The sequence below is a fragment of the Bradyrhizobium lablabi genome, assembly GCF_001440475.1.
In the GTDB taxonomy this organism is placed as follows: domain Bacteria; phylum Pseudomonadota; class Alphaproteobacteria; order Rhizobiales; family Xanthobacteraceae; genus Bradyrhizobium; species Bradyrhizobium lablabi.
Window position 1 is genome coordinate 192,914 of record NZ_LLYB01000134.1, and the last position, 13,943, is coordinate 206,856.

Here is a 13,943-nt window from a genome sequence, read left to right on the forward strand (position 1 = left end):
CCCGCCATTGCGAGGAGCGAAGCGACGAAGCAATCCATCGTCCCGCTTGCCGCACTATGGATTGCTTCGCTGCGCTCGCAATGACGGTTGAGACAGTCCTGTAGCCCGGATGGAGCGAAGCGCAATCCGGGGCAACTCGGTCCGCCTGCGGCACCGCTCCCGGATTTCGCTTCGCTCCATCCGGGCTACGATCGCGAGAACTACATCGTCGCCCCAATCACCCAGGGCGCGAACTCGGCGCTGCCGAAATCGAAACTCTCGCTCTTGGTCGGCTGTCCCGATGCCGTTTTCAGCATCAGTTCGAAGATGCGCTGGCCGCATTGCTGCACGGTTTCCTCGCCGTCGAGGATGGTGCCGCAATTGACGTCCATGTCGTCTTCCATGCGCATGTACATCGGCGTGTTGGTGGCGAGCTTGATCGAGGGCGCGGGCTTGCAGCCGAACACGCTGCCGCGCCCCGTGGTGAAGCAGACCATGTTAGCGCCGCCGGCCACTTGGCCCGTGGCAGCGACCGGGTCGTAGCCGGGCGTGTCCATGAAGACGAAACCCTTCTTGGTGATGGGCTCGGCGTAGTTGAGCACGTCGACCAGGTTGGTGCTGCCGGCCTTGGCCATCGCGCCCAGTGATTTCTCGAGGATCGTGGTAAGACCGCCGGCCTTGTTGCCGGGGCTCGGATTGGCGTTCATCTCGGCGCCTTCGCGCTTCGTGTATTCCTCCCACCAGCGCATCAGGCCGACGAGCTTTTCGCCGACCTCACGGCTGACCGCGCGGCGGGTCAGGAGATGCTCGGCGCCGTATGTTTCCGGCGTCTCCGAGAGGATCACGGTGCCGCCGTGGGCAACCAGGAGATCACTCGCCGCGCCCAGCGCGGGATTGGCCGAGACGCCGGAGTAGCCGTCGGAGCCACCGCATTGCAGGGCGACCGTCAGTTCGCTCGCCGGCACGGGCTCGCGCTTCACCTTGTTCGCATCCGTTAATGCTTCCTTCACGAAGGCGACGCCGGCCTCCACCGTCTTGCGGGTGCCGCCGACTTCCTGGATGTCCATCGCGCGCAGCCGTCCGGCGAGCTTCTGCTCCTCCATCAGCCCGCCGATCTGGTTGACCTCGCAGCCGAGCCCCAGCACGACCACATGGGAGAAATTCGCGTGCCGCGCGTAGCCGCCGAGCGTGCGGCGAAGCAAAGCGAGCGGTTCGTTCTGCGTCATGCCGCAGCCGGTCTTGTGGGTCAGCGCGACGACGCCGTCGACATTCGGGAAATCGGCCAGCGGGTTATCGCCGGTAAAGGGATTCTTCTTGAACATGTCGGCCACGATGCCGGCGACATGGGCGCTGCAATTCACCGAGGTGAGGATGCCGATATAGTTGCGCGTCGCCACCCGCCCGTCGGCGCGGCGAATGCCGTCGAACGTCGCGGGCAGATCGAAGTTCGGCACCGGCTTGACGTCGACGCCATAGGCATAGTCCTTGGAAAAGTCCCCCATGCCGCAGTTTTGCGTATGCACGTGCTGTCCCGGCGCGATCGGCGCGGTGGCGAAGCCGATGATCTGGCCGTAACGGCGCACCGGCTCGCCCATGGCAATCGGCCGGATCGCGACCTTGTGGCCGGCGGGAATGCGCTCGACCGTGGTGACGCCGTCCGCCACCATCATGCCCGGCGGCAGGCTTGCGCGCGCGATCAGAACGCCGTCGTCAGGGTGCAGGCGGATCACGGGTGCGGGGGTCGTCATGGTGGTGTCTCCTCGGGTTCGCTGTCACCTCTCCCCGTCCTTTACGGAGAGAGGTCGAATTCTCGCAACGCGAGAATTCGGGTGAGGGGCAAGGCACGATGCCGAACGCTAACACAGTGCTCGCTGGATGGAGGCCCCTCACCCCGCCCCTCTCCCCGCAAGAGCGGGGCGAGGGAGAAGTAAGAGCTTAGGCCTTGCCGGCACTATCCTTGCGGGTCTGGTTCACCTGCATCTTGGCGTAGGTCGACATCAAGCCGACCTCGTTCGACAGCGTCACCAGCTTGAAGCCCATGTTGATGGCGCGCACCGCGCCCTCGGCGCCGGAGCAATGGATGCCCGGATTGAGGCCGCGCTTGCCGCATTCCTTGATGATCTTCTCGTAGATCTTGAGGATCTCCGGCTCGTCGCGGTCGAGCTTCGGCACCAGGCCGTAGGAGAAGCCGAGATCGGACGGGCCGATATAGACGCCGTCGATGCCCTCGACATCGAGGATCGCTTCCATGTTCTCCACCGCCGTCTTGGTCTCCATCATCGGCAGCAGCACGATCTCGTCGTTTGCGGTCTGCTGATAGCTGCCGGCGGTGCCGTACATGCCGGCGCGGATCGGGCCGTTCGAGCGCGTGCCCTTCGGCGGATACTTGGCGAACTGAACGAGATCCTTGGCTTCCTGCGGGGTGTTGATCATCGGGCAGATCACGCCGTAGGCGCCGCCGTCGAGCACCTTGCCGATGATGCCGGGCTCGTTCCAGGGCACGCGGACCATCGGCGTCACCGGGTGGCCGTTCATCGCCTGGAAGCATTGCACCATCGAGAGGTAATCCTGCACGCCATGCTGCATGTCGACGGTGACGCTGTCGAAGCCGCATTGCGCGATCACCTCGGCCGAGAAGCCGGAGGGGATCGCGAGCCACGCGTTCACCACGGCCTTGCCCGAGGCCCATACTTTCTTGACGTTGTTGGTTGCCATTGATCGCTTTCCTTTTGTGATCGTTACGATTGTTGGAGTTCGTGAGGTGAATTAGCTGGTCGCGCGCTGAATGCTGGCTTCGCTGACGCCGACCTCGCGGGCGGTGTTGACGATCGCGGCCCAGGTATCGTCAGGCAGCGGCACGCCGTTCTTCGTTCGCTCGGCGCGCGTCTTCCGTTCCGGATCGCCCGGGACCAGCACGGACTCGACGCCGGCGATCGGCTTGGTCTCGCGGATGAAGTCGGTATAGCGCGAGATTTCGCCGTCGAAGAAGTTGGCGGTGTCGACCACCTTGGGATCGACATAGAAGGAGAGCATGCCGTTGGCGAACTGCCGCCCGCCCGAGGTGGCGCCGGTGCCGGTCAGCGCGCCGCCGAGCAGTTCACAGATGAACGCCAGGCCCGAGCCCTTGTGCTCGCCGAAGGCGCGGATCGCGCCGGTACCCTTGGTATGGTCGCGAGGTCCATCTGGAGTGTAGGGCCCGTAGAGCACGGACGGCTCCTCGCTCAGCGTGCCGTCGGCATCAACCAGTGCGCCGGTGGGCAACTTCTTGCCGCCGCGGCTGGCGACCAGCACCTTGCCCTCGGCGACGATGGAGGTCGCAAAATCGAGCACGATCGGATCCTGCCCCTTGCGCGGAATGCCGACGCAATAGGGCGCGGTCGAGAGCCGCTTCTGGACGCCGCCGAACGGTGCGACCAAGAGCGAGCCGGCCGCATTGACGAAATGCACCGATACCAGCCCTTCGGCGGCAGCCATCTCCGCCCAGTCGCCGACGCGGCCGATATGGCCTGCATTGCGCAGCGCGACCGCCGATAGCCCCGCCTTCTTGCACTTGTCGATGCCGGTCCGCACGGCGAACGGCGTCACGGTCTGGCCGTAGCCGAACTTGCCATCGACCACCGCGAGCGAGGGCGTATCGACGACGATCTCGGGGGTCTGGTTGGGAATGACGTTGCCGGTCTTCTTCCACCTGATGTAGACGGGAACCCGGATCACGCCGTGGCTGTCATGGCCGGTGAGATTGGCCGTCGTGAGGTAGGTCGCGATGCGCCTTGCTTCCTCGGGCGAGGATTCCGAATGGGAAAAAACCTCAGCGACGAAATCGATCAGATTGTTGACTTTGATAGTGACCATGTCCGGATTTCAGCCCTGTCCTTGCCCGGCGGAAGCCTGCGCTTGAACAGCCAGGCCCGCGACTCCCGCGCCGGTTTTCATGACCGGCTTGGCCGGCACTTTGAGCGAAAAACCGCGCGCATGTCTACTCGCCTCGATCGCATTTAGCCAAATGATTGCAATCATTTGTCCGCCCGCTATGCACCGGCTCGGTAGCATCATGCAAATTTGTGATTACTCGTCCGCCTCGGCGTCGCCCTCGCCTGCGACTTCCATCGCCGCAAGGCTGCGCTCGAGTTCGCCCAGCATGTCCTGCAGCTCGGCGAGCTTGCGGGCGCCATAGCGCTGCGTGATCTCGGCGTAGATCGCTTCCGAGGTCGGCGCCACCGCCTCGATCAGCTTCAGGCCCTTGGACGAGATCGACACCACGCCGCGGCGCAGATCGGCTTCGGCTGTCCGGCGCTCGATCAGGTCGCGCGCTTCGAGGTCGCGCAGGATCCGCGACAGGCTCGGCCCCAGCAGAAACGCGACGCGCGCGAGCTCGGTCACCTCGATGGTATCCACCGCCGTCAGCGCGCGCAGGATCCGCCATTGCTGTTCAGTCAGGCCATGGTTGCGCAAGGATGGGCGGAACTGGCGCATCACGGCTTCGCGCGCGCGTAAGAGCGACATCGGCAGCGAACGCGAGAATTCGCGCATCGGCCCGCGGCGCGCGTCCGGTGTTCCCTCCTGGTCCGAACGCGTTCCGTTCGGCGACTTCTTGCCCGTCATGTCTGGTGATCCGCCAATCGGGAATCCTCGATCTCGCGAAGGATAAAGTTTTGCGGCGCAACAAGCATCAAATCAGTTTGCGCCGGATAACTTAACATGTTAAACAAATTTCAGCACCCGCTTTTTGCTGAAACAGCCGGACGCTCATGGCCCTTTCAACCGACGACATCCGCAGCGCCGCCACGCGGCTCGACCAGGCCGAAAAAACGCGCAAGCAGATTCGCCAGCTTTCGCTCGAACATCCCACCATAACGATCGAGGATGCCTACGCTATTCAGAAAGCCTGGGTCGAGATGAAGGTCGCCCAGGGCCGCGTCGTGAAGGGCCACAAGATCGGCCTGACCTCGAAGGCGATGCAGAGCGCGCTCAATATCGACGAGCCGGACTCCGGCATCCTGCTCGACGACATGTTCTTTGCCGATGGCGGGCTGGTGCCGTCGGACCGCTTCATCGGCACCCGCGTCGAGGCCGAGCTTGCCTTCGTGATGAAGTCGCGGCTGGCGGGACCGGACTGCACGATGTTCGATGTGCTCAATGCCACCGACTTCGTGGTGCCCGCGCTCGAAATCCTCGACACCCGCGTCGAGCGGGTCGATCCGCAGACCAAGGCGACGCGGAAGATCTTTGACACCATCGCCGACAACGCCGCCAATGCCGGCATCGTGCTGGGCGGCCGCCCGATCCGGCCGATGGACGCCGACCTGCGCTGGATCGGCGTGCTCTGCTTCCGCAACGGCCAGCTCGAGGAAACCGGGCTTGCGGCGGGCGTTCTCAATCATCCCGCGACGTCGGTCGCCTGGCTTGCCAACAAAATCGCGCCGAATGGCCTCGCGCTCGAAGCCGGACAGGTGGTGCTGGCAGGCTCGTTCATTCGCCCGATCGAGACGCGGAAGGGCGACACGATCCAGGCGGACTATGGCCCTTACGGTTCAGTGAGCTGCTACTTCGCCTGAAGCTTGAGGACGACAGGAGCAATCGCAACATGCCGCACTTCACGATTGAATATTCGGCCAATCTCGATGGGCGCGTCGACATGGGCGCGGTGGTGGAGTTGGTTCGCAAGGCCGCAGTCGAGACCGGCATCTTCCCGCTCGGCGGTATCAGAGTCCGCGCCGTCAGATGCGAGCACTATGCGATTGCCGATGGCCGCCAGAACTATGCCTTTCTCGACATGGTGCTGCGGCTCGGCGAGGGTCGCGACCTCGCCACCCGCAAGAAGGCGGGCGAACATATTTTCAAGGCCTTGTCGGCCCATCTCGAGCCGGTCTTTGCGAACGAGAAGTTCGCGTTGTCGTTCGACATGCAGATCAACGACAAGGAAACAAGCTGGAAACGCAACAACATCCACGAAGCTCTGAAGGTGGAGACTATCAATGGATAAGGCGACACCTAAAGACGGGTTTCAGGCCAATCGCGACCGAGCAGCCCCCCTGCTCGCCAAATTGAAGAGCGACGGCATCGGACACATGATCGGCGGCAAGACCGTGCCGTCGGTGTCGGGCCAGACCTTTGAGACGAAGTCGCCGGTTGACGGCGCGGTGCTGGCGTCCGTCGCACGCGGCACCGCCGAGGATATCGACCGTGCCGCAACCGCGGCCGCGACCGCCTTCAAGTCCTGGCGCGACATGCCGGCGGCGGCGCGCAAGAAATTGCTGCATCGGGTCGCGGATGCGATCGAGGATAACGCCGACGATATCGCGGTGCTCGAATGCATCGATACCGGCCAGGCCCACCGCTTCATGGCCAAGGCCGCGATCCGGGCGGCGGAAAACTTCCGCTTCTTTGCCGACAAATGCGGCGAGGCCCGCGACGGCCTCAACACGCCCTCCGAGGAGCACTGGAATATTTCGACCCGGGTGCCGATCGGCCCGGTCGGCGTCATCACGCCCTGGAACACGCCGTTCATGCTGTCGACCTGGAAGATCGCGCCCGCGCTCGCCGCGGGCTGCACGGTCGTCCACAAGCCGGCGGAATGGTCGCCGGTCACCGCGGACCTGCTGGCAAAACTTGCCAAGCAGGCCGGCCTACCCGACGGCGTACTCAACACAGTTCACGGCATGGGCGAGGAAGCCGGCAAGGCACTGACCGAGCATCCCGCCATCAAGGCAATCGGCTTCGTCGGCGAAAGCGCGACGGGCTCGGCCATCATGGCGCAGGGCGCCCCTACCCTGAAGCGCGTGCATTTCGAGCTCGGCGGCAAGAACCCGGTAATCGTGTTCGACGACGCCGACCTCGACCGGGCGCTAGATGCGGTGGTCTTCATGATCTACTCGCTGAACGGCGAGCGCTGCACCTCCTCCAGCCGGCTGCTGGTCCAGGAGAACATCGCGGAGAAATTCATCGAAAAGCTGACGGCGCGGGTGAAGGCGCTGAAGGTCGGCCATCCCCTCGACCCCGCCACCGAAATCGGGCCGCTGATCCACGAGCGGCACCTGGCAAAAGTCTGCAGCTATTTCGACGTCGCCAAGAAGGACGGCGCCACCATTGCCGCCGGCGGAAAACCGCATGACGGCCCCGGCGGCGGACACTACGTGCAGCCGACGCTGGTCACCGGCGCGCATGCGAGGATGCGGGTGGCGCAGGAGGAAGTGTTCGGCCCGTTCCTGACCGTGATCCCGTTCAAGGACGAGAAGGACGCCATCGAAATCGCCAACGGCGTGCAGTATGGCCTGACCGGCTATGTCTGGACCGGCGACATGGGCCGGGCGCTGCGCGTCGCGGATGCGCTGGAGGCCGGCATGATCTGGCTCAATTCCGAAAACGTCCGCCATCTGCCGACCCCGTTCGGCGGCATGAAGGCCTCCGGCATCGGGCGCGACGGCGGCGACTACTCGTTCGACTTCTACATGGAGACCAAGCACGTCTCGCTCGCGCGCGGGACGCACAAGATTCAGCGACTGGGAGTGTAACAGCCACCGTCGTTCCGGGATGGTCCAAAGGACCAGACCCGGAACCTCGAGATTCCGGGTTCGATGCTGCGCATCGCCCCGGAATGACGAACCAACCCAAGGGAACGCCCATGCCGGTGCCGACACACGTCTTCGACCCGCCCTTCAACATCATCCGCTGCAGCCACGCCGTGCTCGACGTCGTCGACCTCGGCAAGAGTCGCGCCTTCTACGAGAACACCGTCGGCCTGCATGTCGAGGACGCCGACGACAAGGCGGTGTACCTGCGCGGCAGCGAGGAGCATCAGCATCACTCGCTGGTCTTGCGGAAAGCGCCGGTAGCCGCCTGCAGCCGGCTCGGCTTCAAGGTCGGCAATGACGGCGATCTCGACAAGGCGGCGACCTTCTTCTCCGAGAACGGCATCGCTTACGCCTTCGTCGACCAGCCGTTCCAGGGCCGCACCCTGCAATTCACCGATCCCGCCGGCTTCCAGCTCGAACTCTATGCGACGATGGAGAAGCGGCCGCATCTGCTGCGGCGCTACGATCTATATAAAGGCTGCCATCCGCAGCGGCTCGACCACTTCAACGTCTTCGCCGCCGAAGTTCAGGACACCGTCGATTTCTACGCAAGGCTCGGCTTCCGGCTGACCGAATATGGCGAGGAGGACGGGCCGAACGGACGGATCGCGGCGGCCTGGATGCACCGCAAGGGCAACGTCCATGACTTCGCCATCACCAATGGCCGCGGCCCTCGCCTGCACCACTTCGCCTATTGGACGCCGACGGCGATGAACATCCTGCATCTCTGCGACGTCATGGCTTCCAGCGGCTATCTGAAGAACATCGAGCGCGGCCCGGGGCGGCACGGCATCTCGAATGCGTTCTTCCTTTATGTTCGCGACCCGGACGGCCATCGTCTCGAACTCTACACCAGCGATTATTTCACCGGCGACCACGACCATGAGCCGCTGCGCTGGTCGCTGAAGGACCCGCGCCGGCAGACGCTGTGGGGTGCGCCTGCGCCGCGCTCCTGGTTCGAGGAGGGCTCGCCCTTCACCGGACAAAAGGTGCGCGAACCGGCCTTCGTCGCCGACGTCACTATTGCGGATTAGGATCGGCCTCAAACCATCGGGAGGGCATCATGAGCACGTCGTTGCTGAAATCCGTCGCAATCCTGCTTTCCGGTGCACTTGTCATGACTTCCGCAGCCTCCCTTCAAGCCGCCGAACTCAACGTCATCGCCGGCGGCTCGATGACCAACTCGATGAATGCCCTTGCCGCGACCTTCGAGAAAGCGACGGGGCATAAACTGTCGATCCATTTCGATTCCACGCCCAACATCATCGCGCGAATAAACTCCGGCACGCCGTTCGATGTGGTCGTCGTTCCCGTCGACGTCTTCAAGGACGCCGCGGCCAAAGCCCGCTTTGCGCCCAGCCCCACCGTCGATATCGCTCGTGTCGGCTACGGCGTCATCGTTCGGGCCGGCGCACCGAAGCCCGACATCTCGACGCCGGACGCCTTCAAGAAGGCCCTGCTTGCCGCGCCCTCCATCGCCTTTCTGCCGGCAAGCGCCGCGGGCGCTTACATAACAAAAGTGTTCGAACGCCTCGGCATATCGGAGGAGATGAAGGCCAAGACCAAGGCGCAGGCCGGACCGGGCCAGATCGCGCCGGCCGTCGCCAAGGGCGAGGCCGAGCTTGGCGTGTTCCTGACGCATGTCCTGGCCGTGCCAGGCGTCGAACTCGTTGGCCCGTTCCCCGGCGATCTGCAGCAGGAGCTGGTGTTCACCTCGGCCGTCGCCGCCGAGGCCAGGGAGGCCGACGCCGCCAGGGCGCTGATCGACTACCTCAGAACACAAGAAGCCACCGCCATCATCAAGGCTGCTGGCATGACGCCGGGCTAACAGGACATTTCATGGCCACTCCCCGTCTCGCGACCTATTCCATTGGCGGCGCCACCAAATACGGCGCCGTGACCGACGCCGGCATCGTCGATCTCTCCGCGCGGTTCGGAAAAGACTATCCGACGCTGCGCGAGGTCATCGCGGCCGGCGCGCTGATGAAGCTCGCCGACGAAGGCGCGCGGCACCAGCCGGACCATGCGCTCGATGCGATCACGTGGCAGCCGCCGATCCCCGTGCCGGAAAAGATCATCTGCATCGGCGTCAACTACCCGGACCGCAACGCCGAATACAAGGACGGCCAGGACGCGCCGAAATATCCGAGCATGTTCATGCGCACGCCGCGCTCCTTTGTCGGCCACAATACGCCGCTGGTGCGCCCCCGCGCCTCGCCGCAGCTCGACTACGAGGGCGAGCTGGTGCTGGTCATCGGCAAGGCCGGCCGGCACATCAAGGAGAACGACGCGCTGGATCATATCGCCGCCGTCACGCTCTGCAACGAGGGCACGATCCGCGACTGGGTGCGGCACGCCAAGTTCAACGTCACGCAGGGCAAGAATTTCGATTCCACCGGCAGCCTCGGCCCCTGGATCGTGCCCTACACGCAAGAAAGCCAGATCGCGGACATCCGCCTGACCACGAAGGTCAATGGCGAGACCCGGCAGGACGACCGCACCGGCCGGTTGATCTTCGGCTTCAGATACCTCATCAACTATCTCTCGACCTTCACCACGCTGGTAGCAGGCGATGTCATCGTGACGGGAACGCCGACCGGCGCCGGCGCGCGGTTCGACCCGCCGCGCTACCTCAAGCCCGGCGACGTCATCGAGGTCGAAGCCGAGGGTGTCGGCGTACTGAAGAACGGCGTGACCGACGAAGCCTGAAAAATTCCTGCAAGCGAGTGGATAGTACAATGAGCTCAACTTCCGGCGGCGAAGCAATCGTCAATGGTCTCGTCGCGCATGGCGTCGACACCGTGTTCGGCCTGCCCGGCGCGCAGATCTACGGCCTGTTCGACGCCTTCCACCAGGCGCAGTTGAAGGTGATCGGAGCGCGGCACGAACAGGCCTGCGGCTACATGGCCTTCGGCTATGCGCGCTCATCGGGAAAGCCCGGCGTGTTCAGCGTGGTGCCCGGGCCCGGCGTGCTCAATGCCAGCGCGGCGCTGCTCACCGCGTTCGGCTGCAACGAGCCGGTGCTGTGCCTGACCGGCCAGGTGCCGACGGCGTTTCTCGGCAAGGGCCGCGGCCATCTGCACGAGATGCCGGACCAGTTGGCGACACTGCGCACCTTCGTGAAATGGGCCGAGCGGATCGAATATCCGGACGCCGCGCCATCCGTGGTGTCGCGCGCATTCCAGGAGATGCTGTCGGGCCGCCGCGGCCCGGTGTCGGTGGAGATGCCGTGGGATGTGTTCACCCAGCGCGCGCAGGTCCGCCGTTCGACGGTGCTCGATGCCCTGCCCGCGCCACAGCCGGACCCTGACAGGATCAAGGCGGCGGCAGCGCTGATCAAGGATGCGAAGCGGCCAATGATCTTCGTCGGCAGCGGCGCGATCCATGCCGCGGAGGAAATCCTCGAACTGGCCGAGATGATCGACGCGCCCGTGGTGGCGTTCCGCAGCGGCCGCGGCATCGTCTCCAACGCGCATGAGCTCGGGCTGACCATGGCGGCCGGCTACAAGCTCTGGCCGACCACCGACCTGATGATCGCAATCGGCACCCGCGCCGAACTGCCGACATCGGGCTTCCGCTGGCCATATCAGCCGAAGGGATTGAAATCCGTTCGTATCGATATCGATCCGGCCGAGATGCGCCGGCTGGTGTGCGACGCCGCCATCGTTGCCGATGCCAAGGCAGGCACGGCCGATCTGGTCGCAGCCGTGAAGAAGGCCGGCTACAGTAAGACGAGCGGCCGGCGCGGTGAAATCCGCGACGCGACGGCGGCGGCGCTTGAGGAGATCCAGAAGGTACAGCCGCAGATGGCGTATCTGAACATTCTGCGCGAGGTGCTGCCGGCGAACGCCATCGTCACCGACGAGCTGTCGCAGGTCGGCTTTGCCTCCTGGTACGGCTTTCCGATCTATGAACCGCGCACCTTCATCACCTCGGGCTATCAGGGCACGCTCGGCTCGGGCTTCCCGACCGCGCTGGGCGCCAAGGTCGCCAATCCTGACAGGCCGGTGGTCGCGATAACAGGCGACGGCGGCTTCATGTTCGGCGTGCAGGAACTGTCGACCGCCGTGCAATTCAAGATCGGCGTCGTGACGCTGGTGTTCAACAACAACGCCTACGGCAATGTGCGCCGCGACCAGCGCCAGCATTTCGACGGGCGCGTGGTGGCGTCCGACCTGGTCAATCCGGATTTCGTGAAGCTGGCGGAATCCTTCGGCGCAGGCGCGGCGCGCGTCACCTCGCCGGATCAGTTCCGGCCCGCGCTGGAAAAGGCGCTGGCCGATGGCGGGCCTTACGTGATTTCGGTGGAAGTGCCGACGGATTCCGAAGTCTCGCCGTGGGCGTTCATCCATCCGCCGAAACCGTAGGCGTGCCTGATTACGTCGCCCTGCATCCGCAATGGTGCAATTCTCCCCTTTTGGGAGCTCCCGGCCGCGCGCTCCGGTTATCGCATGGGAGACCACCTTGGCGAGGCCGATGGCGCGCCTAGATGCGGGCGACCGCCTTAATTTTCTGAAGGCCGATTGCAGAACGGCGGTGCTGGTTGGCACCGCCGCTTTCGCCATGGCGGTGAATGCTGTAAGCGCGTTCTCTTTTTACACGCAGGAACGCACATCAGTTGCAAGCCGAAAACATACCGGCAAGAAGAAGCCCCCGGAGATGATCTCTCCGGGGGCCCTTGGATCGCTAGAATTGGGTACATCCGCCAATCCAACGATGATCCTCTCGCCATCTCGCCCCGCAATCGTGATCAGTATGTGGCAGCGATGCGTCACCCGCGTGATTTTATCCCTGCCAGAAAGGTGCGAGCAGACAACCCCCGAAAAGGAAAATCAGCGCGCTTTGCGAAATGTGAGGTTGATCCGCTGCCGCCCCATGACGGCGTGCTCGCCGTCCGCGAGCGGCGCGACACCGTGAAAGTACAGCCGCGACGGGCCGCCCCATACGACGACGTCGCCGTGCTCGAGCCGGTAGCGGTCTGGCTTGTCGGCGCGCTTCGGGCCGCCGAACAGGAAGATCGCCGGTAGCCCAAGCGAGACCGATACGATGGGCGCACCGAAATCGAGTTCGTCCCTGTCCTGATGCAGCGACAGCTTCGCGCCTGGTACATAGCGGTTGATCAGGCAGGCCTCCGGCCCGAAGCCGCTGAACCCGGCGTCATCAGCAGCGTCGGCCGCTAGTCTGTACAGAACGGGCGGCATCGCCGGCCACTTCTGTCCGGACGCGGGGTCGATGGCGTCATAGCGATAACCGGTGTGGTCCGACACCCAGCCGACACTGCCGCAATTGGTCATCGCGACCGACATGCGGTGCCCGCCCGGCGTGATCAGATGCCGGAACGGCGCCTGTTTGACTATCGCGCGCAGTGCCGGAAGCAGCTCGGCTTCGAACGGCCGCGCAAAACCACGCAGCAGCACCGCGCCGTCCGCCATCACTTCGCGTGACGGGCGCACATCCTGAACGTTACCGAACAAATCCGCTGTCAATTCAGTCCGCGCTCATTTGGCATCGTGGAAGATCACACCGACGGTGTGGCGATCACCGGATCTGATGCGGCTGACGCCATGGCGCAGATTAACCCGATACGGCCCGCGCGTCCCCTGCACCGGCCGATGGTGCACAGCAAAGGCGACGGCATCGCCCTGTTTGAGCGGCACCACCTCCGGCCGCGACTGCATCCGCGGCCGCTGCTCCGTCAGCACGAACTCGCCGCCCTCGAAATCGCGCCCCGGTTCCGACAGCAGGATCGCGACCTGCAGCGGGAAGACGTGCTCGCCGTAGAGGTCCTGATGCAGGCAGTTGTAGTCACCCTCGCCATACTGCAACAGCAGCGGCGTCGGCCGCGTCTGCCCCGCGTCATGGCAGCGTTTCAGGAATGCGGCATGCTTGTCGGGATAGCGGATGTCTATCCCCATCGTCTCGTTCCAGCGATTGGCAACGCCGCAAAGCCGCGTGTAGAGCGCGGGCCGCAACTCTGTGATCAGGTCCGGCAGCGGATAGGAAAAATACTTGTACTCGCCACGGCCGAAGCCATGGCGCCCCATCACGATGCGGCTGCGGAAATTTGTGTCGTCCGGATAGAGCGCGGCCAGCACGGCGCATTCGTCCGGCGACAGCAATCCCTTCAGGACGGCGCAGCCTTCTGCGTCGAGATCGGCGGTGACCTGCGTCCAGTCGATGGCGTCGACGCGCACGGCGATATCGAGGGACGGAGGATAGAGCTTTTTTGCGGTTGCTTTCATGACGGGGATCTTCCCGCTTTAAATGGTCCTGTGCCACCCGATTTCCGAACATCCATGGGGCTCGATCGGTTCCAAGGACCCAATTTGGACGTTTTCCGCCAAAACGATGCAACCCGTACAAGAGTCAATAAAACTGCCTGTTAGCCTGGAC

At 64.2% G+C, this 13,943-nt stretch carries 14 protein-coding genes; 7 read left to right on the forward strand and 7 right to left on the reverse strand.

Annotated elements, in window-relative coordinates:
- Positions 1–200 precede the first annotated feature (200 nt).
- From CQ14_RS40495 to hpaR, 5 genes are all read right to left on the reverse strand, one after another.
- Positions 201–1,727 carry a UxaA family hydrolase gene (locus CQ14_RS40495; RefSeq protein ID WP_057863320.1) on the reverse strand — a complete coding sequence of 509 codons (1,527 nt, stop codon included), beginning with the start codon at positions 1,725–1,727 and terminating at the stop codon, positions 201–203.
- Positions 1,728–1,914: 187 nt separating this feature from the next.
- Entirely contained in the window at positions 1,915–2,694 is a 780-nt protein-coding gene (locus tag CQ14_RS40500) for an HpcH/HpaI aldolase family protein (protein WP_057863321.1), read from the reverse strand.
- Between the two features lie 51 nt (positions 2,695–2,745).
- Complete coding sequence (locus tag CQ14_RS40505; protein ID WP_057863322.1) at positions 2,746–3,831, reverse strand: malate/lactate/ureidoglycolate dehydrogenase; 1,086 nt, start codon at positions 3,829–3,831, stop codon at positions 2,746–2,748.
- Positions 3,832–3,840: 9 nt separating this feature from the next.
- Positions 3,841–3,996 (reverse strand): hypothetical protein, encoded by a 156-nt coding sequence (locus tag CQ14_RS40510; RefSeq protein WP_156435869.1) that lies wholly within the window; start codon positions 3,994–3,996, stop codon positions 3,841–3,843.
- A 48-nt stretch (positions 3,997–4,044) separates the two neighbouring features.
- On the reverse strand, positions 4,045–4,581 hold the full coding sequence (hpaR, locus tag CQ14_RS40515) for a homoprotocatechuate degradation operon regulator HpaR (RefSeq protein ID WP_057863324.1): 537 nt from the start codon (positions 4,579–4,581) through the stop codon (positions 4,045–4,047).
- A 146-nt stretch (positions 4,582–4,727) separates the two neighbouring features.
- Here hpaR and hpaH point away from each other — a divergent pair, with 146 nt between their 5' ends.
- The 7 genes from hpaH to CQ14_RS40550 all read left to right on the forward strand — a co-directional run bounded on the left by hpaH (position 4,728) and on the right by CQ14_RS40550 (position 11,917).
- A complete protein-coding gene (hpaH, locus tag CQ14_RS40520; RefSeq protein WP_057863325.1) occupies positions 4,728–5,534 on the forward strand; it encodes a 2-oxo-hept-4-ene-1,7-dioate hydratase in 807 nt (268 codons plus the stop codon).
- 29 nt (positions 5,535–5,563) lie between these two features.
- Positions 5,564–5,962: a 5-carboxymethyl-2-hydroxymuconate Delta-isomerase gene (locus CQ14_RS40525; RefSeq protein WP_057863326.1), complete on the forward strand. Its 399-nt coding sequence runs from the start codon at positions 5,564–5,566 to the stop codon at positions 5,960–5,962.
- On the forward strand, positions 5,955–7,490 hold the full coding sequence (hpaE, locus tag CQ14_RS40530) for a 5-carboxymethyl-2-hydroxymuconate semialdehyde dehydrogenase (protein ID WP_057863327.1): 1,536 nt from the start codon (positions 5,955–5,957) through the stop codon (positions 7,488–7,490). The genes CQ14_RS40525 and hpaE overlap by 8 nt, the downstream gene beginning before the upstream one ends.
- Positions 7,491–7,600: 110 nt before the next feature.
- On the forward strand, positions 7,601–8,584 hold the full coding sequence (hpaD, locus tag CQ14_RS40535; protein ID WP_057863328.1) for a 3,4-dihydroxyphenylacetate 2,3-dioxygenase: 984 nt from the start codon (positions 7,601–7,603) through the stop codon (positions 8,582–8,584).
- Positions 8,585–8,613: 29 nt separating this feature from the next.
- The gene (gene modA / locus CQ14_RS40540) at positions 8,614–9,378 is read left to right on the forward strand and encodes a molybdate ABC transporter substrate-binding protein (protein ID WP_057863329.1); all 765 of its coding nucleotides are present in this window, start codon (positions 8,614–8,616) and stop codon (positions 9,376–9,378) included.
- Between the two features lie 11 nt (positions 9,379–9,389).
- A complete protein-coding gene (locus tag CQ14_RS40545; protein ID WP_057863330.1) occupies positions 9,390–10,259 on the forward strand; it encodes a fumarylacetoacetate hydrolase family protein in 870 nt (289 codons plus the stop codon).
- Between the two features lie 29 nt (positions 10,260–10,288).
- Positions 10,289–11,917, forward strand: a complete 1,629-nt coding sequence (locus tag CQ14_RS40550) for a thiamine pyrophosphate-dependent enzyme (protein WP_057863331.1) — start codon at positions 10,289–10,291, stop codon at positions 11,915–11,917.
- A gap of 465 nt (positions 11,918–12,382) precedes the next feature.
- Here the strand turns inward: CQ14_RS40550 and alkB are convergent, their stop codons facing one another.
- Entirely contained in the window at positions 12,383–13,036 is a 654-nt protein-coding gene (gene alkB, locus CQ14_RS40555; RefSeq protein ID WP_063800493.1) for a DNA oxidative demethylase AlkB, read from the reverse strand.
- Between the two features lie 12 nt (positions 13,037–13,048).
- A complete protein-coding gene (locus tag CQ14_RS40560) occupies positions 13,049–13,792 on the reverse strand; it encodes a 2OG-Fe(II) oxygenase (RefSeq protein WP_057863333.1) in 744 nt (247 codons plus the stop codon).
- Between the last annotated feature and the right edge of the window lie 151 nt (positions 13,793–13,943).

Bases quoted from the DNA above. Each gene is read 5' to 3' on its own strand.
- modA (WP_057863329.1), top strand. From the start codon at position 8,614: ATGAGCACGTCGTTGCTGAAATCCGTCGCAATCCTGCTTTCCGGTGCA.
- CQ14_RS40550 (WP_057863331.1), top strand. From the start codon at position 10,289: ATGAGCTCAACTTCCGGCGGCGAAGCAATCGTCAATGGTCTCGTCGCG.
- hpaR (WP_057863324.1), bottom strand. From the start codon at position 4,581: ATGACGGGCAAGAAGTCGCCGAACGGAACGCGTTCGGACCAGGAGGGA.
- CQ14_RS40500 (WP_057863321.1), bottom strand. From the start codon at position 2,694: ATGGCAACCAACAACGTCAAGAAAGTATGGGCCTCGGGCAAGGCCGTG.
- CQ14_RS40560 (WP_057863333.1), bottom strand. From the start codon at position 13,792: ATGAAAGCAACCGCAAAAAAGCTCTATCCTCCGTCCCTCGATATCGCC.
- CQ14_RS40525 (WP_057863326.1), top strand. From the start codon at position 5,564: ATGCCGCACTTCACGATTGAATATTCGGCCAATCTCGATGGGCGCGTC.
- hpaE (WP_057863327.1), top strand. From the start codon at position 5,955: ATGGATAAGGCGACACCTAAAGACGGGTTTCAGGCCAATCGCGACCGA.
- CQ14_RS40495 (WP_057863320.1), bottom strand. From the start codon at position 1,727: ATGACGACCCCCGCACCCGTGATCCGCCTGCACCCTGACGACGGCGTT.
- CQ14_RS40545 (WP_057863330.1), top strand. From the start codon at position 9,390: ATGGCCACTCCCCGTCTCGCGACCTATTCCATTGGCGGCGCCACCAAA.
- CQ14_RS40510 (WP_156435869.1), bottom strand. From the start codon at position 3,996: ATGATTGCAATCATTTGGCTAAATGCGATCGAGGCGAGTAGACATGCG.
- hpaD (WP_057863328.1), top strand. From the start codon at position 7,601: ATGCCGGTGCCGACACACGTCTTCGACCCGCCCTTCAACATCATCCGC.
- CQ14_RS40505 (WP_057863322.1), bottom strand. From the start codon at position 3,831: ATGGTCACTATCAAAGTCAACAATCTGATCGATTTCGTCGCTGAGGTT.
- hpaH (WP_057863325.1), top strand. From the start codon at position 4,728: ATGGCCCTTTCAACCGACGACATCCGCAGCGCCGCCACGCGGCTCGAC.